Source organism: Dickeya chrysanthemi NCPPB 402 (assembly GCF_000406105.1).
GTDB classification, from domain to species: Bacteria; Pseudomonadota; Gammaproteobacteria; order Enterobacterales; family Enterobacteriaceae; genus Dickeya; species Dickeya chrysanthemi.
The window spans coordinates 4,049,542-4,068,848 of record NZ_CM001974.1; the positions used below are offsets into that span (position 1 = coordinate 4,049,542).

General features: G+C 57.2%; 18 protein-coding genes. 4 read left to right on the forward strand and 14 right to left on the reverse strand.

The features are described 5' to 3' along the window. Positions 1 to 130 precede the first annotated feature (130 nt). On the forward strand, positions 131 to 958 hold the full coding sequence (locus DCH402_RS17865) for a DUF1868 domain-containing protein (protein WP_226053137.1): 828 nt from the start codon (positions 131 to 133) through the stop codon (positions 956 to 958). A 176-nt stretch (positions 959 to 1,134) separates the two neighbouring features. Here the strand turns inward: DCH402_RS17865 and ahpF are convergent, their stop codons facing one another. The 5 genes from ahpF to DCH402_RS17890 form a co-directional block, all read right to left on the reverse strand. Beyond that, entirely contained in the window at positions 1,135 to 2,697 is a 1,563-nt protein-coding gene (ahpF, locus tag DCH402_RS17870; protein ID WP_040002582.1) for an alkyl hydroperoxide reductase subunit F, read from the reverse strand. 73 nt (positions 2,698 to 2,770) lie between these two features. Continuing rightward, positions 2,771 to 3,334, reverse strand: a complete 564-nt coding sequence (ahpC, locus tag DCH402_RS17875) for an alkyl hydroperoxide reductase subunit C (RefSeq protein ID WP_015847899.1) — start codon at positions 3,332 to 3,334, stop codon at positions 2,771 to 2,773. A 104-nt stretch (positions 3,335 to 3,438) separates the two neighbouring features. After that, on the reverse strand, positions 3,439 to 4,437 hold the full coding sequence (locus DCH402_RS17880; protein ID WP_040002584.1) for a FecCD family ABC transporter permease: 999 nt from the start codon (positions 4,435 to 4,437) through the stop codon (positions 3,439 to 3,441). Beyond that, positions 4,437 to 5,378 carry an ABC transporter substrate-binding protein gene (locus DCH402_RS17885; protein ID WP_040003715.1) on the reverse strand — a complete coding sequence of 314 codons (942 nt, stop codon included), beginning with the start codon at positions 5,376 to 5,378 and terminating at the stop codon, positions 4,437 to 4,439. The genes DCH402_RS17880 and DCH402_RS17885 overlap by 1 nt, the downstream gene beginning before the upstream one ends. A 47-nt stretch (positions 5,379 to 5,425) precedes the next feature. Continuing rightward, on the reverse strand, positions 5,426 to 6,241 hold the full coding sequence (locus tag DCH402_RS17890) for an ABC transporter ATP-binding protein (RefSeq protein WP_040002585.1): 816 nt from the start codon (positions 6,239 to 6,241) through the stop codon (positions 5,426 to 5,428). Between the two features lie 244 nt (positions 6,242 to 6,485). On the opposite strand from DCH402_RS17890, the gene DCH402_RS17895 reads away from it, so the two are divergent. Then, entirely contained in the window at positions 6,486 to 6,728 is a 243-nt protein-coding gene (locus DCH402_RS17895) for a hypothetical protein (protein ID WP_040002586.1), read from the forward strand. An 18-nt stretch (positions 6,729 to 6,746) separates the two neighbouring features. Here DCH402_RS17895 and DCH402_RS17900 read toward each other — a convergent pair whose 3' ends face one another. From DCH402_RS17900 to DCH402_RS17940, 9 genes are all read right to left on the reverse strand, one after another. Then, on the reverse strand, positions 6,747 to 7,370 hold the full coding sequence (locus DCH402_RS17900; RefSeq protein ID WP_040002588.1) for an HD domain-containing protein: 624 nt from the start codon (positions 7,368 to 7,370) through the stop codon (positions 6,747 to 6,749). Between the two features lie 492 nt (positions 7,371 to 7,862). Further along, positions 7,863 to 9,581 (reverse strand): methyl-accepting chemotaxis protein, encoded by a 1,719-nt coding sequence (locus DCH402_RS17905; protein WP_040002590.1) that lies wholly within the window; start codon positions 9,579 to 9,581, stop codon positions 7,863 to 7,865. A 361-nt stretch (positions 9,582 to 9,942) separates the two neighbouring features. After that, complete coding sequence (locus DCH402_RS17910; protein ID WP_040002591.1) at positions 9,943 to 10,695, reverse strand: SDR family oxidoreductase; 753 nt, start codon at positions 10,693 to 10,695, stop codon at positions 9,943 to 9,945. Positions 10,696 to 10,728: 33 nt separating this feature from the next. Continuing rightward, complete coding sequence (locus tag DCH402_RS17915) at positions 10,729 to 11,448, reverse strand: 4'-phosphopantetheinyl transferase family protein (protein ID WP_040002593.1); 720 nt, start codon at positions 11,446 to 11,448, stop codon at positions 10,729 to 10,731. A 449-nt stretch (positions 11,449 to 11,897) separates the two neighbouring features. Continuing rightward, positions 11,898 to 12,683 carry a TatD family hydrolase gene (locus DCH402_RS17920; RefSeq protein ID WP_040003716.1) on the reverse strand — a complete coding sequence of 262 codons (786 nt, stop codon included), beginning with the start codon at positions 12,681 to 12,683 and terminating at the stop codon, positions 11,898 to 11,900. 96 nt (positions 12,684 to 12,779) lie between these two features. Then, positions 12,780 to 12,968 (reverse strand): CsbD family protein, encoded by a 189-nt coding sequence (locus DCH402_RS17925; protein ID WP_027713212.1) that lies wholly within the window; start codon positions 12,966 to 12,968, stop codon positions 12,780 to 12,782. 122 nt (positions 12,969 to 13,090) lie between these two features. Continuing rightward, positions 13,091 to 13,747 (reverse strand): molecular chaperone OsmY, encoded by a 657-nt coding sequence (gene osmY, locus DCH402_RS17930; RefSeq protein ID WP_050583329.1) that lies wholly within the window; start codon positions 13,745 to 13,747, stop codon positions 13,091 to 13,093. A gap of 356 nt (positions 13,748 to 14,103) precedes the next feature. Continuing rightward, positions 14,104 to 15,693, reverse strand: a complete 1,590-nt coding sequence (gene prfC, locus DCH402_RS17935) for a peptide chain release factor 3 (protein ID WP_040002595.1) — start codon at positions 15,691 to 15,693, stop codon at positions 14,104 to 14,106. Positions 15,694 to 16,069: 376 nt separating this feature from the next. Beyond that, complete coding sequence (locus DCH402_RS17940) at positions 16,070 to 16,750, reverse strand: YtjB family periplasmic protein (protein ID WP_040002597.1); 681 nt, start codon at positions 16,748 to 16,750, stop codon at positions 16,070 to 16,072. Between the two features lie 126 nt (positions 16,751 to 16,876). Here DCH402_RS17940 and serB point away from each other — a divergent pair, with 126 nt between their 5' ends. Together serB and radA are read left to right on the forward strand one after the other, a co-directional pair. After that, complete coding sequence (serB, locus tag DCH402_RS17945; protein ID WP_027713216.1) at positions 16,877 to 17,854, forward strand: phosphoserine phosphatase; 978 nt, start codon at positions 16,877 to 16,879, stop codon at positions 17,852 to 17,854. Positions 17,855 to 17,919: 65 nt separating this feature from the next. After that, complete coding sequence (gene radA / locus DCH402_RS17950; protein ID WP_040002599.1) at positions 17,920 to 19,305, forward strand: DNA repair protein RadA; 1,386 nt, start codon at positions 17,920 to 17,922, stop codon at positions 19,303 to 19,305. Positions 19,306 to 19,307 lie beyond the last annotated feature (2 nt).

Sequence of the window (19,307 nt, forward strand, 5' to 3'; positions counted from 1 at the left end):
AGCGATATGTCAGGCCAGTGCGATTAAGATCCGCTTACAACTCAACGGGGGAATGAAATTTACCCGTCATCAAAGTGCGCCTACCCTAGGCCAATGCATACGTTTTTCGTCCATCTACGTTCTGGGAGGAATGATGAACCCGTTACGCCGCCGCCTCGTCCTACAACTGCCGCTACTGGCTTACGGCATGTCGTTATTTGCCCGCGCCGACGACACGTTCAACACCATGCGTCCATCCGGTTCTCTGGTGCCGACGCCGCGCGACATCGGCGGCAAATTCAATCCCGACGGCAGCGTGCGTCGTTTCCCCGGCAACACCATTATTTCCCACATCCCGCTGGGGTCCGCCGCATCGAATGCGTTGATGACCGTTCGTGATACGCTCAAACAACAGGACTTCAGTCATTGCCTGACGTTCACCCCACCCTCCAGCTACCACATGACGGTATTTGAAGGCGTGACCGAATCCAAACGCCGATTGCCGTTCTGGCCTGCCGGCCTGCCCACCGATGCGCCGTTACAGATCTGTACCGACTATCTGGCACGCAAGCTGACGGGATTCTCTCTGCAAGCCTCGCTACCGTTTAAAATGCGCATCACCGAGTTCAATGCGCAGCAGGATTCCGGCGCCACAATTCGCCTGACGCCGGTAGATGACAACGAGGAGCGTAAACTGCGCACACTGCGTGATCGGTTATCCGAGCGGCTGGCTATCCGCGCGCCGGACCACGACACCTATGGCTTTCACGTTACGCTGGGGTATCTGACGCGCTGGATGACGGAAGAAGAATCGCAAGCGTATCTGAAAACCCAGCAGGCGTGCCTGCGTTACCTGCAACAACAGGTGCCGGTACTGGAACTGGGTGTGCCGGAGTTCTGCGTGTTCAACGACATGTTCGCCTTCGACACGCAATTCAACATCGGCCAACCGGTCGCCACCGTGCCGTTAACCACCTGACAGGCATCAGCGCCGTGGTACAACAATTCATCGTCTTATCACGTCATCGTCTTATCGCGCATAAAAAAAACCCCTTCAGAGACACTGAAGGGGCGGGTCAGGTTGGTATATGAGAGTAACTGCCCCAAAATGGCCGGTCAGGCCACAGGATGGAATAGGGTTCAGGCCGGAGGTTGTTACGCCTGCGTTCTGATTAAATAGTCAAACGCGCTCAGGGAGGCTTTCGCGCCCTCGCCAGTGGCGATGATAATCTGTTTGTAAGGCACGGTGGTGCAGTCCCCGGCGGCAAACACGCCTTTCACGCTGGTTTCGCAACGGGCATCGATCTCGATTTCGCCGATGCGGTTACGCTCAACCGCGCCTTCCAACCAACCGGTATTCGGCAGCAGGCCGATCTGCACGAAAATCCCTTCCAGCGCCAGCTTGTGAATGCTGTCGGTAGTGCGATCTTTATATTGCAAGCCAGTGACTTTCTGGCCGTCGCCCAGCACTTCGGTGGTTTGCGCATTGACGATCACATCCACATTCGGCAGGCTGCGCAGCTTGTCTTGCAACACCGAATCCGCTTTCAGCTCCGGTGCGAACTCCAGCAGGGTGACGTGTTTGACTACGCCCGCCAGGTCGATGGCCGCTTCCACGCCGGAGTTGCCGCCGCCGATCACCGCCACATGTTTGCCTTTAAACAGCGGGCCGTCGCAATGCGGGCAATAGGTTACGCCGCGGGTGCGGTACTGATCTTCGCCCGGCACGTTCATGTTGCGCCAGCGCGCACCGGTGGCAATGATAATGCTACGGGACTTCAGCACGGCGCCGGAGGCGGTTTCGATCTGGTGCGGCTGGCCCGGTTCAGCGGCCGGGATCAGTTTTTGCGCGCTCTGCAAATCGATAACGTCGACATCGTAGTCGTCCACATGGGTTTTCAGCGCGGTCGCCAGTTTGGCGCCTTCGGTCTTCGGCACCGAAATATAGTTTTCGATATCGACGGTATCCAGAATCTGGCCGCCGAAACGTTCGCCCATCAAACCGGTGCGGATGCCTTTACGGGCCGCATACACGGCCGCCGCCGCCCCTGCCGGGCCGCTGCCGACGATCAGCACGTCATACACCGGGCGGCTGTTGAGTTTGTCGACCACGCGGGCAGTCGCGCCGGTGTCTATCTTGCCGACGATTTCCGCCAGGCTCATACGGCCCTGACTGAAATGCTCGCCGTTCAGGAATACCGTGGGAACGCCCATGATATTGCGGTCTTTGATCTCATCCTGAAACACGCCGCCGTCAATCGCGGTGTGGGTCACATTCGGGTTCAGGATCGACATTAAATTCAGCGCCTGCACCACATCCGGGCAGTTGTGGCAGGTCAGCGAATAATAGGTTTCGAAGTGGAATTTACCGTCCAGATCGCGGATTTGATCGAGTAATTCTTGCGCTTCCTTCGACGGATGACCACCTGTTTGCAGCAATGCCAGCACCAGCGAGGTAAATTCATGCCCCATCGGCGCACCGGCAAAACGCGGCCCATTGGCGGCGCCGGGATTGGTCACCAGAAACGACGGCTTACGCACCGGCAGCTCGTTATTTTCAAAGAAACTGACTTTGTCGGACAGCCCGGCGATCTCGGTCAATAATGCACGAACTTCCGCGGACTTAGCTGAGTCGTCCAGCGTCGCCACTAACTCAACAGGTTTGGTTAATTTTTCCAGATAGGCTTTCAACTGGAGCTGCATGTTATTGTCGAGCATAGATTATCCTTGGCGTTGGCGTAAAAAATCGGGTGCAACGCACCCGATAAAAACATCAGAGGGAGAGTCGGGCTTAAATTTTGCCGACCAGGTCCAGAGACGGCGCCAGCGTGGCATCACCTTCTTTCCATTTGGCCGGGCACACTTCACCTGGGTGAGAAGCGACGTACTGAGCGGCTTTCACCTTGCGCAGCAGGTCGGATGCGTCACGACCAATGCCTTCAGCCGTGATTTCCACCGCCTGAATGATGCCCTGCGGGTCAACGATGAAAGTACCGCGGTCGGCCAGGCCCTGATCTTCACGCATGTTTTCGAAGTTACGGGTCAGCGCGCCGGTCGGGTCGCCGATCATCGCGTATTTGATCTTGGCGATGGTGTCGGAGCTGCTGTGCCAGGCTTTGTGAGTAAAGTGGGTATCGGTGGATACAGAGTAAATATCGACGCCGATTTTCTGGAATTCGTCGTAATAATCCGCTACATCGCCCAATTCAGTCGGGCAGACAAACGTAAAGTCAGCCGGATAGAAGAAGAACACGCTCCATTTGCCTTCGATGTTCTGCTCGGTGACTTCGATGAACTGACCATCTTTAAAAGCCTGATTTTTAAACGGTTTAACTTTAGTGTTGATAACGGACATCTCTGTTTCCTCAAGTGTCTCAATGTGTTTGCCTTGAGATGTAAGGTACAGAAATGTGACGCCTGTCGCTAATGCGTTGTCTGTATCAAATCGATAAGCAATACCTAACGTTTTGCCAGCAGCACCATCACAAAAACGCCGCCTAACCCGGCGGTGACGACCCCCACCGGCAGTTCCTGCGACGGCAGCAAAATACGGCTGAAGGTATCGCCGATACCCAGCAACACCGCGCCCAGCAAGCCGCACAGCAGGATCAACCGCCGATGGCGCGCCCCGGTTAATGGACGGCATAAATGCGGCACCATTAGCCCGACAAACCCGATCACGCCGGTCAGCGACACCAGCAGCGCCGTCGCCAGCGCGCAGCACAGAAACACCTCAAGGCGTAGCCGGTTGACATCCACCCCCAGCGACGCCGCCGTCTGTTCGCCGGCCAACAGGCCGTCCAGCGACCGCCAGCGCGCCTGCACAACCCCGATTAATACCAGCAGGCTGCACAACGCCACCGGCAAATTATCCCAACGCGCCAGCCCCAGCCCGCCCAGTGACCAAAACAGCACCGCACTGGCGGCGCGTTGATCACCGGAAAACACCAGATAGCTGGTCAACGCCCCGAACAGGAAGGAAATCGCCAGCCCGCAGATCACCAGATGCTCCGCCTGCCGCCCCTGGCGCAGGAAGAACAACAGCATCACCGCCAACGCCGAACAGATGCCGCCGCCAAACGCCGCAACCGGCAGCGTGAAAGCGCCGAACCCTTCGCCAAAGCGGGTCATCACCAGCACGGCCCCGGCCGATGCGCCGGAAGATAAACCGAACAGGAAGGGATCCGCCAGATCGTTGCGGGTGGTGGTTTGCAGCAAGGCGCCGACTATCGCCAGCCCGGCACCGGTGATAGCCGCCAACAGGGTGCGTGGTAAACGCAGTTCCAGCACGATGCGACGCACATTATCCGGTACACCGCCGTGTTCAGGCATCAGCGACGCCAGCACCTGCGAGAATGGAATCCGAATGGCGCCCACCGCCGTGCTGAACAGCATCGTCGCCAGTAGCGCCAGCACAGCCAGCAGGCAAACTGCCGCGTAATGACGGCCTTCGCGCATTATTGGCCGCCAGCCGGATAAAGCGTACGCGCAAGTTTTTCAATCGCTGCGATATTGGCCGGCCCCGGCGTCAGTTCCGCGTATTGCAGCTTCAGGTAGCGCCGACGCTCCACCGCCGGGGTGTGCTTCATCAGCGGATGTGACTCCAGAACATGTTGTAACGCTGCGGCGCCACCGCCGTTCTGATAATCCAGCAAAATGATCAGATCCGGCTCCGCCGCCGCAACCGTTTCCCAGGATGTGGCGGCCCAACTCGCCGTCATACCATCCATCACATTACGCCCGCCCGCCGCGTCGATAATCGCGGTCGGCATCGCATACAACCCGCTGGTAAAAGGCTTGTCTTCACCGGAGTCATACACAAACACTTTAAGCGGAGCCTGGCCTGACGGCGGTTTCGGCAACGCCGCCAGCCGAGCCCGCCACTGTTCGACCAGCGCCTGCGCCTGTTCGGCACGGCCGAAAATTTTCCCCAGCGTCAGCACATCGTCATACAGCAGCGCCATGCCGGCGCGCGGGCGATGTGGGTCTTCGAAAATACAACTTTCGCTCAGCACCAGCGTCTTGATGCCGTATTTTGCCAGCGTATCCGGCGTCACCTCGCCGCCCACCTTCATGCCGTAATTCCAGCCGGCGAAGAAAAAATCCGGGTTGGCGCCCAGCAGGGTTTCCAGCGACGGGTATTTCGGCGACAGCTCCGGGATCGCGCCCATTTGTCGGCGAAATTCCGGCGTCATCTTGTACCAACCGCTGATGCCGGTCAGACCGACGACCTGCGGTTGCAGATGCAGCGCAAACGCCATTTCCGACATATTGAGATCGTTGATGATGGCGCGCTGCGGCGCCTGAGTGAAGGTCAGCGGCTTGCCGCAACTCTGTACCGTCACCGGAAACCCCGACGCCTGCGCCACACTGACGCCGAATCCCAACAAAAAACCCATCAGGCAGACAACTCGCCCGAACGGCCATTGGCCAATACATGCTCTTTTCATAGCGTTCCTCTGGTTATGAATCCACTCGTACCGGCAGGCACGTCAAACAGGCGCAACGGCCGTCCGCTCTGGGGATGCGGCACGGTGAAGCTGTGCACACCAAATACCGGGTAGGTGCACTCACTGGCCAGCGCCCGTGCGGGGACGTCCCAGCTCACCTGACGGCCGTGGCACAACACCAGTACCCGGTCGGCAAACGGCTCCACCAGCGATAAATCGTGCAGTACCGCCACCACGGCAATACCGCGTTGCTTCACCAGCGCCAGCAATGCCGCTCGACCGAGCGGGTCCAGATGATTGGTCGGTTCGTCCAGCAGCAGTACCTCCGGGCGCTGTGCCAGCGCACGCGCCAGAAACGCCCGCTGACGCTCTCCCCCCGACAACGCCGCCAACTTGCGCAGCCGCAACGGCCACAAGCCGGTCTCCTCCAGCACTTGCGCTACCGTGTCCTGCTGCGCCGCCGCCGACAGAACATCCACATGCGGCAGGCAGCCGAGCGACACATACTCCTCTACCGTGAGCGTCAGGCTGGGAGCATCATGCTGGCTCATCAGCGCCATACGCCGCGCCCGCTGCCGGCGAGACAGCTGCGCCAGCGGCTTATCCCCCAACCAGACACCGCCGCTGGCGGGCGGCGGTTCATGCAGCAGCGCACGCAACAGCGTGGATTTACCGCTGCCGTTAGGGCCGACAATCGCCAGGCACTCACGCTCGCCGACCGAAAAGTGAATATCGCTCAGTACCGATTGGCCGGTGGCGTGCGTCACGTTCAGATGCTCTACCCGCAATAACGGCGGCATGGTCTGCCACATAGAATAACGCCTCCCGAATCAAATGTGTTACGTTATAACATAACAATTAAGGGAAGGGAAAATAAAGAAACCCGTAAGCGTTGTCAAACCTGTCGCAAATGCCCGCGGCATAATAGCCGTCATGAACGCTTACAAACTGTACGATGATCCAACAACAACCGGGGATGTGGGGTTGAAAAGGTTATGTTATAACAGGCGGCAATATTTCCTTTTCAACACGCGTTGCGTGACAAGGCGGTCTGTCATGAAACTCAGGATGTCGCTGGTTTTTCTCTCGTTTGCCGCGGCCAACGCCTCGGCGTTTCAGGCCAAACTGGCGCCTGTCAACCCGAATGACGCCATGAAACTGGCGCAGGTGGAAACGGCCTTCAGCAACGGCCATATCGCTACCGGTCAGCAAGCGGGACAGTTGGGGAGCTGTGATGCCACCTCGGTCAGCGGTTGCAACTGCCCGTTTTGCACCCAGTTGAGAAGTCTCGGGCGTTAAAACGCCGTGGGCACAGGCTCACACCCATTCCTGCGTTCGCTCCAGCACCGTGCTCAGCGGCAGGTGAGCGTCATACTGCTGCCATAGCTGCTGATACCAGTTGTCGTCGCCCATCTCACGATGGATGCACAGGATGGTGTGATCGCACTGGCGGGTCGCAGCGGCGTACAGCCGCGGGTCTCCTTGCGTCAGCACCGCCAGCAAACGACGCATTTCCACCATATATGGCCGGGCAAACGCCGGGTCTTGCTCCAGTACATTGCGACTGTTATCAATCAGATCGCACAGCTTGATGCTCTGCGCCTCCGGGCAGGCAACCGCACTGTGCAGCAAATTGGCATTCTTGCGATGAATGCGCTCGCCGCCATGTTGCCGGGTGTGGACATCAGTCAGCATTTCCACATAGCGAGCCACCTGCGCGCCAAACATTGCTGACACCTGTTCCAGCGTTACGGGGGTATCTTCCACCGTATCGTGCAACCAGGCGGCAGCAATCATCTCCTGCGACGGCTCGATTTGCATCAGCAAAGTGACCACCGCCGCCGGGTGGACAATATAGGGCTCGCCGGTATATTTCCGCTTCTGCTCGCAGGCGGCATGCGCCTCGGTAGCAAATACACGGGCTTGTTCAGTCAGTGTCATTTTTCCGCTCCTTAAAAGGAGTCAATGTCTGGCGCGATATCGTTGCAACATCATTATCAAACCGGCCCCATCATAAAACCCAGCCCGCCTTCACCCTATTTGGGGATAGCCATAAACTGGACGCAGTTATAAACGAGACACAGTCATAACAAGACATAGCCATAAAAAGACACGGCTATAAACGATGTTGAAAAACGTCACCAGACTACTTGCTGCCTTTTATTGAAGAATAACCGATCCCTCAGATAATTCGAGTTTCAGAACAGTTGCCGTTAAAAACCGGCCGATATAGCGTTGTTACCCTCGCCGCAATTATTTATTCCCCCGGAGCGAATTCGTTCGTATTAAGGAAAATTTCGCCCTGTTTTATTCCGGCTTCATTTCAGTCGGGTATAACCTGTTTATCGACGGCTTTTCACTGAAAAAAACGTTCACGCAAAAAAAAAACGGGTAGCCGCCGGCTACCCGTTACTATTTTTTCACCTCAGTCACTCAGAACGTTTCCCAGTCATCGTTGCTGGTTTTCGCCTTTTTTGCGCCGGAGAGCGTTTTGGGCAGCGCCGTGTGAGCCGCCGCGGAACGGGGCGCCGGACTCATCGCAGTCTGACGCTCCATACCGTCGATACGGAACGCCGACACCGCCTGGTTCAAGCCGGCGGCCTGTTCAGCCAGTGACGTCGCCGCCGCGGTCGCCTGCTCTACCAACGCCGCATTTTGCTGGGTGACGTTGTCGATAGAGTTAATCGCCTGACCCACCTGATCGATACCTTTGCTCTGCTCCTGCGATGCCACCGAAATCTCCGCCATAATGTCCGTCACACTGGTCACGGCGCTGACGATATCCTGCATCGTTTCCCCGGCGCGGCTGACCTGATCGGAGCCTGTTTCCACCAATGCCACCGATTCGGTGATCAACCCTTCGATCTCTTTGGCCGCCTGGGCGCTGCGCTGCGCCAGAGAACGCACCTCGCCCGCCACCACCGCAAAACCACGCCCTTGCTCGCCGGCGCGCGCCGCTTCTACCGCCGCGTTAAGCGCCAGAATATTCGTCTGGAAGGCAATCCCGTTAATAATGTTGGTAATTTCAGAAATCTTTTTTGAGCTCTGATGGATGTTGCCCATGGTTTTCACCACGCCACCCACCAGCTCGCCGCCCTGTCGGGCCTTGCCGGAAGCATTACCCGCCAGTTGGCTGGCATGGTTAGCGTTGTCGGCGTTATGGCGCACCGTGGACGTCAGTTGTTCCATACTGGCGGCAGTCTGCTCCAGCGCAGAGGCTTGTTCTTCGGTACGGGAGGAGAGATCGCTATTGCCGGCGGAAATTTCAGTAATCCCCTGATAAATGGCCTCAACCCCGTGACGCACATTGCTGACGGTTCGCGCCAGCGACTGCTGCATGTTTTGCAAATAGTGACCCAACTGGCCGATTTCACCGCGTCCCCATTGCGCCAGCGGCATGGTGAGATCGCCGGAAGCGATATGTTCGATGCGTTCAACCAACGCCCGCATCGGGTTGATAATCACCCGGCGCAGGCACAGGTAGGTAAACAACGACACCAGCACCGCCACCACAAAGCTGGCGGCCATCACGCTGTAACCCAATACCGATTCCTGCTGCGCCCCGCTGTTGAGCGCTTCCGCCCGCTGAGTGCGGATCGCCACCACTTTCAGCAACACCTCATTGTAGGCAAGATCAAGTTTGCGGGTCTGTTTCCATTCGATAGCCACCACATCGTCGTAACGGCCGGCTTTCACCGCCTCCAGCATCGGCCTGACGCCATTGCTGACGTAATCGTTGTAGCGCTGTTGCAGCGCATCATCCAGCGCCAGGTCGGCCGGCGTTTTGACTTCACGGCTCTGATAAGCCGCGAAGCTATCCGCCGATTGCTTCAGGCGTCCTTCCGCCTGCTGGATACTGCTGTTGGCGGTGTCTTTATCCCCCTCTTTGGCTGCCGCCGCGGCCTGAATCAACATCAGTCGGGCAGTACGCAAGTGGTTGGAACTGTTGGATACCCCCAGACGAACCTGAATTTCCGCCGTCACGTCATTGAGGGAGCTGTTACTGCGCATCAGGAAATGAACCGAAAACCCTATCGCCAGCGCGAACAGGATCAGGATGACACCGATGATCGAACTGAACATCGGCATCAGCCGCCAATGGTGCCAGGAACTCACACCGGACGACGAGGAAGGCAGGGCTGTGGTATGCATTATTTTTTTCCTTTCAGAGGGCACGTGATCGCTAAAGTTATACAAAACATTACATTGTTTATCGGCGTGTTAACCTCAGAGATTAGTCAATGTAAAGTAAAATAGATCGGCGAAAATCGCATACACGGGCAAGATAGCGAGAATTTCACGAATATTAATTCGTTAATTTTAAATAGGAAAAATAAAATCACCGTAGCATTGCAGGAAAATTGTCGCAGCCGGGAGGCTAAATTTCTGGCAAGCGCACAGCCCAAAACACATCAAAAAACATTAAATATTACATTTTGATACCACATCATGGCAGGACGACAGGCGGAGATATTCATCGCCCCAAAGGCTATGACGATAGCTGTTTTAGCCGTCAGCTCCCCGGCTCGACATTGAATGCCCAAAAGCGCTCGGCATACACCCCGTCACGCTCGGCAAACCGCAATGCACGCGCACGATCAACGACTATCTCATCCAACTGCGGCTGTTGTGACAGCAAGGCCAACGTTTCATCAATAAAATCCGGCAGCGGCATCGCCCGGGGGTCATAACCGTGGTCGCCCTGCAAACCGGTTTGTACCCAAGGCGGAATAATCTCGACCACCCGGACCGAGGTTTGCCGCAATTGGCAGCGCAGGGCCTCGGTGTAAGCATGCAGCGCCGCTTTGCTGGCACAATAGGTTGGGGTAATCGCCTGCGGCAAAAACGCCAGCTCCGACGTCACATTCAGCAACGCCGCATGCGGTTGTTCCAGCAGATGCGGCGTTAATGCGCTGGTTAACCATAGCGGCCCCAATAGATTGGTCGATATCGTGTCGTTGATCAGTTGCGGATCCGGCTGGGTGAGGTCTTCACGTCGCTGGATACCCGCGTTGTTGATCAGCACATTGAGTGCCGGGTAATCCTGCGTCAACTGGGCGACAAACGCGCTGACGGCCAGCGGATCTCGCTGATCCAGCACGCGCCAGATCATGCCGGGGAAAAGCGCCGCCGCCTGCCGCAACGTCGTTTCATGCCGCCCGGCGATGATCACCTGATTACCCCGCTGGTAAAATGCCGCCGCCAGCCCCAGCCCAATGCCGGACCCACCTCCGGTAATCAGTATCGTGTTGCCCGTCATATTCATGTTCATCGCTCCCTGCTTTGTGGGTTATGGCATTCAGTTAAAGAGAAACGTGGTGATATCGCTTTCCCGCAGTTGGTAAGCCCCTGAAAAGCGCCGCCCCATCAGGTAATCGGGCGACAGATCGATCAACAGTTGCAGCGTGAACGTTTGCTGCACGGTATCCAGCTCGACCATACGCACATCCAGAAAATCAAAGTAACGTTTCACCTGTGGATACAGCGCCTTAAACAAGCTCTCTTTAGCCGAAAAGCTCAGCGTCAGCATACTGGCGAAACTGATCGGATCGTGGGAGTGCAGCCAGTCGTACTCAATCTCGTCGGCGATGCCGGGCCACAGATTGTCGGCACGTTCGGCGCTCATCCGGGTTTCGATATCCAGCCCCACGCACGTCATCGCCTGATTGCATGGATGCGCGGCGCACAGCACGCTGTCGGCATTATGGCTCAGGGAACCGGCGATCCCCTGCGGCCACTGTGGCGAGCGATCGCGCGCACTGGTCAGCACATACCCCGCCACGCCGAGTCGGGAGAGCACTATTTGCGCCAAATAACGCCCCGCCAGATACTCGGCGCGACGTTTCGGCACCGAACGCGCAATCTCCGCCGGCACGGGAAGCCCCGCCAAAGCGAACAACTCATCACGGTATGCCGACAAATCAAAATGGCAGCGAGCGCAATGTCCAGGGTAAACGGCCGTATTCCCGGCCTGATAAATCGTTAACCACTCAATATCTTTAATAAATGAAGAAAGCATGTCACTGCACTCTGCGGCCGGGTGCGAATCATGTACCTCTCCGTCCACCCGGTAAAATAAGACGATGTTTCACCGACGGCCTGTCAATCCAATGCAACCGGTAAAACACCGACGAGGGTTATGCCAGCGCCGGAAAGAAACCGGCAATACCGACGCTCAACGGGGCAATTTATCAGCCAAACTATCCGTTGACCTGCCCGCCGACGCCGTTTCCAGCCCGAAATGGGCGATATCCAGACGCCGCAGCGCCATATAGCCTAACCGTGTCAGCCAGAATAGCAATCGTCGTGCGTCAGGTGATATCACGCCACGCCGATACGATGAGCCAGCCGGGCAACGCCGTCGGGAATAGCGTTAAGTAAAGCAATTAATGCGATAAGCGCCAGCCGTGACAAACCAGAAAATAAGACCGGAATAAATAAAAACGATGTCGTCTGACGGCAGGTTGGTTAGGGCGATGCGGGTGGTTGCAACCCGGGAAACAACCGCAGTGTATTGGCAAGCAGAGTTCCAGCAATGACCTGCGGCCATTCCGGGCGCAGTTCACACAAGGTGTCGAACACAGCGGTAATCCGCTCCGGGCGATTGGGCTGCCCCTGAAACCCGCACACCGGCATATCCGGTGCATCGGTTTCCAGCAACAACCGGTCGAGCGGCAGGCGCGCAATCGCCTGACGGGTCTTGTTGGCGCGGGGGTAGGTGATCGTGCCGCCAACACCGATATAGTAACCCAGACGAATAAACGTCATGGCTTGATCGTAACTGCCGGCAAAGCCATGCACCACGCCGGTACAAGCAAGTGGATAACGACGCAGCATCTGCGCCAGCTGGTCATGGCTACGGCGGGAATGCAGGATAACCGGCAGATCATGTCTGGCCGCCAGCTTAAGTTGTGCGCCCAAAAACGCTTTCTGGCGTTCGAATTGTGGTTCCGGCATGTACAAATCCAGACCAATCTCCCCCACCGCCACCAATCGGGGATGTGCCTGGGCCAGTAACGATGCCAGTTCAGCCAGGTGCGCCTCCTGATGTCCGGCGATATACAGCGGATGCAGCCCCAACGCGGCGTACAAGGCAGGCCAACGCCGACTCAGCGTCATGACCCGGTCAAAATGCTCGGCGGCCACGGCCGGTACAATCAGGCGGCCGACGCCTGCCTGCGCCGCCAGTGCCAGACTGCCGGCCGCATCGTCGGCAAACAGGGGAAAATCAAAGTGGCAATGGGTATCAATCAAACCAACGGCCGCCGCCTGCCGGCGATCAGGCTCGCTGGCCGTCGTTACGTTAGCGGATACCGCGTCGGAGAAAGAATCAGTGGGCAAGGGCTATCCTCAATGCACGCCATCATGTTCCGAGGATACCTTGTCCTGCTCTTTTCCGTAATATTCCTGCATCACACCCGCCAGAAAATCGTGGTTTCCCGATACCCAGGCGCCATCGCTGTCAACGCACTCGGCCCACAGCTCCCACAGGCATCCCTTCCATTGCTTCCATCTGCCAATAGCGACATCCAGATTCATCATGATGACCCCCTGCCAGTCAAACGTCGGATAACAACCACGCCGCTAGTGTGACGACGCAATATGACAAACGTATGGACCCGGCCTCAATGACCAGAAGAACTCACCGGCGGGGGACGCTCTCAGGATTTCACCGTCAGCTCGTTCTTCACGCTTTTGACGCCGCTTACGGTCTTGGCAATCGCCTCCGCCCGATCGGCCTGCGCCCGATTCGCCACCTGGCCGGTCAACAGCACCACGCCATCCTGGGTGACCACCTTAACGTGGCGGGAAGGCACGATGTCATCCGCCAACAGTTTGGCTTTGATGGTGCTGGTGGTCAGCGCGTCGTCTGCATACCCGGTAACCGACTGCATGCCACTGCCATCCTTCACCTGCAATTTATCGCTAACCGATTTTACCCCTTCGGTCTGGGCGGCGATTTTCACCGCGTTGGTCGCCATCTGCTGGCTGGCGATAAAACCGCTGAGCGTCACCACGCCATCGTGGGTAGCGACGGCAATATCGTTGCTGTCAAGCGTTTCATCTTTTATCAGCGCCCCTTTCACCCTGGCCGTGAGGGTGCTGTCATCCACATAGTTCGTGGCCTGTTGTATGGAGCTATCGATTTTTTTACCGGCCGTATCCGCGATGCGCTGCGCCTGCTGAACCAGCGTTTCCTGCTCCGCCTGAGCCTGGCCGCTCACCAGCACCGTACCCAGTAATACCGCCGCCAGTGAAAGTGCATGTTGAGCCGAAAAGACATATTTCGTCGAAAGTGCAATCTTGGTCTTTTTCATCGATACCTTCCTTATCGTTGTAGCCGGCTTCACCCTGGCGACGACGCTCAATCCGGAACGTTCCGCCACACCGACATCAGATTATTCAGTCATTCAATCCAATAAAATAAAAACAACAAGCTGCTATTGAATAAGGTAAAAGTTAAATAAACCAAAAAAGTAACACAGCGTTAACTATAGACAACGGCAGTCAAAAGCCCAGCGCCGGAAGCGCGGCAAGCGGTGATTTCGGATTTGTCTGGGGCGGGAAAACAACGGGAAAAAGCCAGCATGCACTGATCACTCAGCGCCTATCTGATGATTGGCTAATACCAAAAGCGCGCCCACGCCAGACGGAGTGGGCGGCAAACCGACGATCAATGCTCGCGGGTTTTGTGGAATTTCACGTCAGGATAACGTTCCTGCGCAAGATTGAGGTTAACCATCGTCGGTGCTACATACGTCAGGTTGTCGCCGCCATCCAGCGCCAGATTCAACTCGTTCTTACGTTTGAACTCCTCGAATTTCTTCACGTCGCCGCACTCGACCCAACGGGCGGTAGAGACGTTAACCGATTCGTATACCGCTTCCACGTTGTATTCGGTTTTCAGGCGCGCAACCACCACGTCGAACTGCAACACCCCGACCGCACCGACGATCAGGTCGTTGTTGATAAGCGGCCTGAACACCTGCACCGCGCCCTCTTCGGAAAGCTGCACCAGCCCCTTGAGCAACTGTTTCTGCTTGAGCGGGTCACGCAGGCGGATACGACGGAACAGCTCCGGCGCAAAGTTGGGAATACCAGTGAATTTCAGATCTTCGCCCTGAGTAAAGGTATCGCCAATCTGAATGGTGCCGTGGTTGTGCAGGCCGATAATATCGCCAGGCCAGGCTTCTTCCACATGGGAACGATCGCCGGCCATGAACGTCAGCGCATCCGAAATTACCACGTCTTTACCGGTACGCACCTGACGCAGCTTCATCCCTTTTTCGTAGCGGCCGGACACCACGCGCATGAACGCCACGCGGTCGCGGTGTTTCGGGTCCATGTTGGCCTGAATCTTGAAGACAAAGCCGGTGAATTTTTCTTCGTCGGCGCTGACCACGCGTGCATCGGTCTGACGCGGCATCGGCGTCGGCGCCCAGGATACCAGCCCGTCCAGCATGTGATCGACGCCGAAGTTCCCCAACGCCGTACCGAAAAACACCGGCGTCAGCTCGCCATTCAGGAACGCATCGCTCTCGAATTCGTGCGACGCGCCTTTCACCAGTTCCAGTTCTTCGCGCAACTGCGCCGCCAGATCTTCACCTACCGCCTGATCCAGCTCCGGGTTATCCAGCCCTTTGACAATGCGCACCGCCTGAATGGTATGCCCCATACCGCTCTGATAAAGATAGGTTTCGTCTTTGTACAGGTGGTACACGCCTTTGAACAGCTTGCCGCAGCCAATCGGCCAGGTAATCGGCGCACAGGCGATATTCAGTTCGTTTTCTACCTCGTCCAGCAATTCCATCGGGTCGCGGATATCACGGTCGAGTTTATTCATGAAAGTCAGGATCGGCGTATCGCGCAGACGGGTCACTTCCATCAGCTTGCGGGTCCTGTCCTCAACGCCTTTGGCGGCGTCGATCACCATCAAACAGCAGTCGACGGCGGTCAGCGTACGGTAGGTATCTTCCGAGAAGTCTTCGTGCCCTGGGGTATCCAGCAGGTTGACCAGACATTCGCGGTAAGGGAACTGCATCACCGAGGTGGTGATCGAGATACCACGCTGTTTTTCCATCTCCATCCAGTCGGATTTGGCATGCTGGTTGGAGCCGCGCCCTTTGACCGTACCGGCGACCTGAATCGCTTGTCCGAACAGCAGCACTTTTTCCGTAATGGTGGTTTTACCGGCGTCGGGGTGAGAGATAATGGCGAATGTCCGACGTTTCGAGACTTCGCGGGCGTATTCACTTGGAGACATGTTATTCAGGCTTCTTTAGCTAGTGAGGCGCCGACACCCACCACGTGACAACTCATCACATAAGGAATGCCGCACCAGACAAAATAGAAAACAGAGACAGATAAACCTGTCTGATGCCAATCAGTTAAGCCATCAGGGCACGCGGTAAGCACGGCCAAACGGCTGAAAGATTCCTCTAAGCACTTTTACACGCGTTTTCCCCCACACTGGCTTAAGTGACAGGCATCGTAGCGACAGATGGATAAGCGCAGCATTTTCTCCGATTTAGCGGCCCGGCACAATCAATCATCACGCAAACACGGCGGAGATAACGCAAACGACCTACCCGCGCCTGTTTATGGTGGCGACGCGACGTCGGTGACCGGCCAGCCTTGTCTCAGGGTTGATGGGTTTTGTTGTCGTCCGGCACGGCCGGGTGATCGTCATTGGCGGGCTCATCATCCTGAACCGACGCATTGGCAGTCAGTAGATAAGGCGACTGTTGCCAGCGGGAACGGCGATGCTGCAACAGGGTACGGGCCAAAATAATCCCTATCGCCAACGCCATCAGGATCATCAACCGCAGAATGTTGGTAGTGTTGTCCACCTGACGCGCTTCCGTCGCCAGCACATGGGTATCAAGCGTAATACGCAGAAAACCGATCGGCCCTTCTTTACTGTTGAGCGGTTCCACCAGTTGGTGATTGAAGTAGCTGCCGGCGCGGCTCCCGTCCAGCGCCAGCCGGTCACGCACGGCGACCTGCTCACCCACATGCGCCACCAGCGTGCCATCCTGCAAGTATAAGGCGGCATCGAGAATACGGCTGTGATCGGTCAGTTGCTGCAACGTTTCCTCAATTTTGCTGCTGTTATCGACGTTACTTTCCAACAACGGCGTCAGATTAAATGCCACCTGCCGCGCCAGCGTACGCGCCAGCTCCTCTACTTGCTCGGAACGCGCCATCTGATGACTCAGGCTGAAATAAGACGCCCCTTGCAGTAAAACGACCAGCAGTGCCAGACAGATCAGCACAATGACCGTGCGATGTAAGCGAAATTTAATCCGGGCCCGAACCATGGGAATACCTGCGCGATTTGGATACTTTCATGTTGCCAGAAGCGTTGGCGATAGGATAGCTTGTTGCGTTGATTTGTGACCATCCACCCCGTCATGCCACTACCCGCAGGAAAGGATATTTAACCCATGTCGAACCGTTTGACCTATAGCGATCTGCCCGATGAGATCAACTGCTGGCCAAATTTACCGCTATCGCTGAGTGACGATGAAGTCATGCCGCTCGACTACCGCGCCGGCAATACCGGCTGGTTGATGTATGGCGATGTGCTCGACAAATATCTGTTATCCCGTATCCAGCGCCGTCTGGATGATCCGCTGGTGGTTGTCAGCGCCTGGAGCGTGGACGACTATCAAGTGGTGCGGTTGGCCGGCATTCTGACGCCGCGCATCACCAAAGTCGCTCACGAGCTGGGGCTGGATGTCGCGCCGATGGGCAATACCCCGAGTTTGCGTTCGCCCGGCCTGCTGGTAATGGACATGGATTCCACCGCCATCCAGATCGAATGTATCGATGAAATCGCCAAACTGGCCGGCACCGGCGAGCTGGTAGCGGAAGTGACCGAACGCGCCATGCGCGGCGAACTGGATTTTGCCGCCAGTCTGCGCCAGCGTGTCGGCACGCTGAAAGGCGCCGACGCCAACATTCTGCGTCAGGTTAGGGAAACGCTGCCGCTGATGCCGGGGTTGAAAAACATGGTTAAACAGTTGCAGGAGGCGGGTTGGCATCTGGCTATCGCGTCCGGCGGCTTCACCTATTTCGCCGACTACCTGCGTGATGAGCTGGGTCTGGTGGCGGCAGTCGCCAACGAAATGGGGATGCGAGACGGGAAACTGACCGGTGAAGTGACAGGCCCCATCATCGATGCGAAATATAAAGCCGATACGCTGCGTCAACTGGCGGAAAAGCTGGCGATCCCACCGCATCAAACCGTTGCCATCGGCGACGGCGCCAACGATCTGTTGATGATCAAAGCAGCCGGGCTGGGCATTGCCTATCACGCCAAACCCAAAGTTAACGAACAGAGCGCGGTCAGCATTCGCCATGCCGACCTGACCGGCGTATTGTGCATTCTTAGCGGTAGCCTGCGGCATGAAAAGAGCTGAGCCACAGCATACAACCGGCGATAACACGCAGTAAAAAAGCCAGCGCAGTAAACAGGAGGGAATTCATGGCCAAAGCCGTCAAACGCGCCTTTGTCTGTAATGAATGCGGGGCCGACTACCCACGCTGGCAGGGGCAATGCAGTGCCTGCCACGCCTGGAATACCATCACCGAGGTGCGCCTGGCCGCCGCGTCCTCCTCCTCACGCAGCGACCGTTTTTCCGGTTACGCCGGGGACAGCGGCAGCGTCAGCCGGGTGCAGAAACTGTCGGAAATCAGTCTGGAAGCGTTGCCGCGCTTTTCCACCGGTTTTCAGGAGTTCGATCGGGTACTGGGCGGCGGCGTGGTGCCCGGCAGCGCCATTCTGATCGGCGGCAACCCCGGCGCCGGTAAAAGTACGCTGTTGCTGCAAACCCTGTGCAAGCTGGCCGAGCAGATGAAAACCCTGTATGTCACCGGCGAAGAATCCCTCCAGCAGGTGGCGATGCGCGCCCACCGCCTCGGCCTGCCCGCCCAGCACATTAATATGCTGTCGGAAACCAGCATTGAGCAAATTTGCCTGATTGCCGAGCAGGAACAGCCGAAACTGATGGTGATCGACTCCATTCAGGTGATGCATCTGGCGGATATCCAGTCGTCTCCCGGCAGCGTGGCGCAGGTGCGGGAAACCGCTGCTTACCTGACGCGCTTCGCCAAAACCCGCGGCGTGGCGATCGTCATGGTCGGCCACGTCACCAAAGACGGCTCGCTGGCCGGCCCGAAAGTGCTGGAACACTGCATCGACTGTTCGGTGCTGCTGGACGGTGACGCCGATTCCCGTTTCCGTACCCTGCGCAGCCACAAAAACCGTTTTGGCGCCGTCAACGAACTGGGCGTATTCGCCATGACCGAGCAAGGGCTACGGGAAATCAATAACCCGTCCGCCATTTTCCTGAGCCGGGGCGATGAAATCACGTCGGGCAGTTCGGTGATGGTGGTATGGGAAGGCACCCGGCCACTGCTGGTAGAAATTCAGGCACTGGTGGACCACTCGATGATGGCGAATCCACGTCGGGTCGCCGTCGGGCTGGAGCAAAACCGGCTGGCTATCTTGCTGGCGGTGCTGCATCGCCACGGCGGGTTGCAGATGTCGGATCAGGACGTGTTCGTCAATGTGGTGGGCGGCGTCAAGGTCACGGAAACCAGCGCCGACCTGGCGCTGCTGCTGTCGCTGGTCTCCAGCTTTCGCGACCGGCCGTTGCCGCAGGATCTGGTGGTGTTCGGCGAGGTCGGGCTGGCCGGTGAAATCCGCCCGGTGCCAAGCGGCCAGGAGCGTATCACCGAAGCCGCCAAACATGGTTTTAAGCGTGCTATCGTGCCGTTTGCCAATATGCCGAAAAAACCGCCCGCCAATATGCAGGTGATGGGGGCGAAAAAACTCTCGGACGCACTGGCGATCCTGGATGATCTGTAATT

Bases quoted from the DNA above. Each gene is read 5' to 3' on its own strand.
- DCH402_RS17865 (WP_226053137.1), top strand. From the start codon at position 131: ATGATGAACCCGTTACGCCGCCGCCTCGTCCTACAACTGCCGCTACTG.
- ahpF (WP_040002582.1), bottom strand. From the start codon at position 2,697: ATGCTCGACAATAACATGCAGCTCCAGTTGAAAGCCTATCTGGAAAAA.
- ahpC (WP_015847899.1), bottom strand. From the start codon at position 3,334: ATGTCCGTTATCAACACTAAAGTTAAACCGTTTAAAAATCAGGCTTTT.
- DCH402_RS17880 (WP_040002584.1), bottom strand. From the start codon at position 4,437: ATGCGCGAAGGCCGTCATTACGCGGCAGTTTGCCTGCTGGCTGTGCTG.
- DCH402_RS17885 (WP_040003715.1), bottom strand. From the start codon at position 5,378: ATGGGTTTTTTGTTGGGATTCGGCGTCAGTGTGGCGCAGGCGTCGGGG.
- DCH402_RS17890 (WP_040002585.1), bottom strand. From the start codon at position 6,241: ATGTGGCAGACCATGCCGCCGTTATTGCGGGTAGAGCATCTGAACGTG.
- DCH402_RS17895 (WP_040002586.1), top strand. From the start codon at position 6,486: ATGAAACTCAGGATGTCGCTGGTTTTTCTCTCGTTTGCCGCGGCCAAC.
- DCH402_RS17900 (WP_040002588.1), bottom strand. From the start codon at position 7,370: ATGACACTGACTGAACAAGCCCGTGTATTTGCTACCGAGGCGCATGCC.
- DCH402_RS17905 (WP_040002590.1), bottom strand. From the start codon at position 9,581: ATGCATACCACAGCCCTGCCTTCCTCGTCGTCCGGTGTGAGTTCCTGG.
- DCH402_RS17910 (WP_040002591.1), bottom strand. From the start codon at position 10,695: ATGAATATGACGGGCAACACGATACTGATTACCGGAGGTGGGTCCGGC.
- DCH402_RS17915 (WP_040002593.1), bottom strand. From the start codon at position 11,448: ATGCTTTCTTCATTTATTAAAGATATTGAGTGGTTAACGATTTATCAG.
- DCH402_RS17925 (WP_027713212.1), bottom strand. From the start codon at position 12,968: ATGAATCTGGATGTCGCTATTGGCAGATGGAAGCAATGGAAGGGATGC.
- osmY (WP_050583329.1), bottom strand. From the start codon at position 13,747: ATGAAAAAGACCAAGATTGCACTTTCGACGAAATATGTCTTTTCGGCT.
- prfC (WP_040002595.1), bottom strand. From the start codon at position 15,693: ATGTCTCCAAGTGAATACGCCCGCGAAGTCTCGAAACGTCGGACATTC.
- DCH402_RS17940 (WP_040002597.1), bottom strand. From the start codon at position 16,750: ATGGTTCGGGCCCGGATTAAATTTCGCTTACATCGCACGGTCATTGTG.
- serB (WP_027713216.1), top strand. From the start codon at position 16,877: ATGTCGAACCGTTTGACCTATAGCGATCTGCCCGATGAGATCAACTGC.
- radA (WP_040002599.1), top strand. From the start codon at position 17,920: ATGGCCAAAGCCGTCAAACGCGCCTTTGTCTGTAATGAATGCGGGGCC.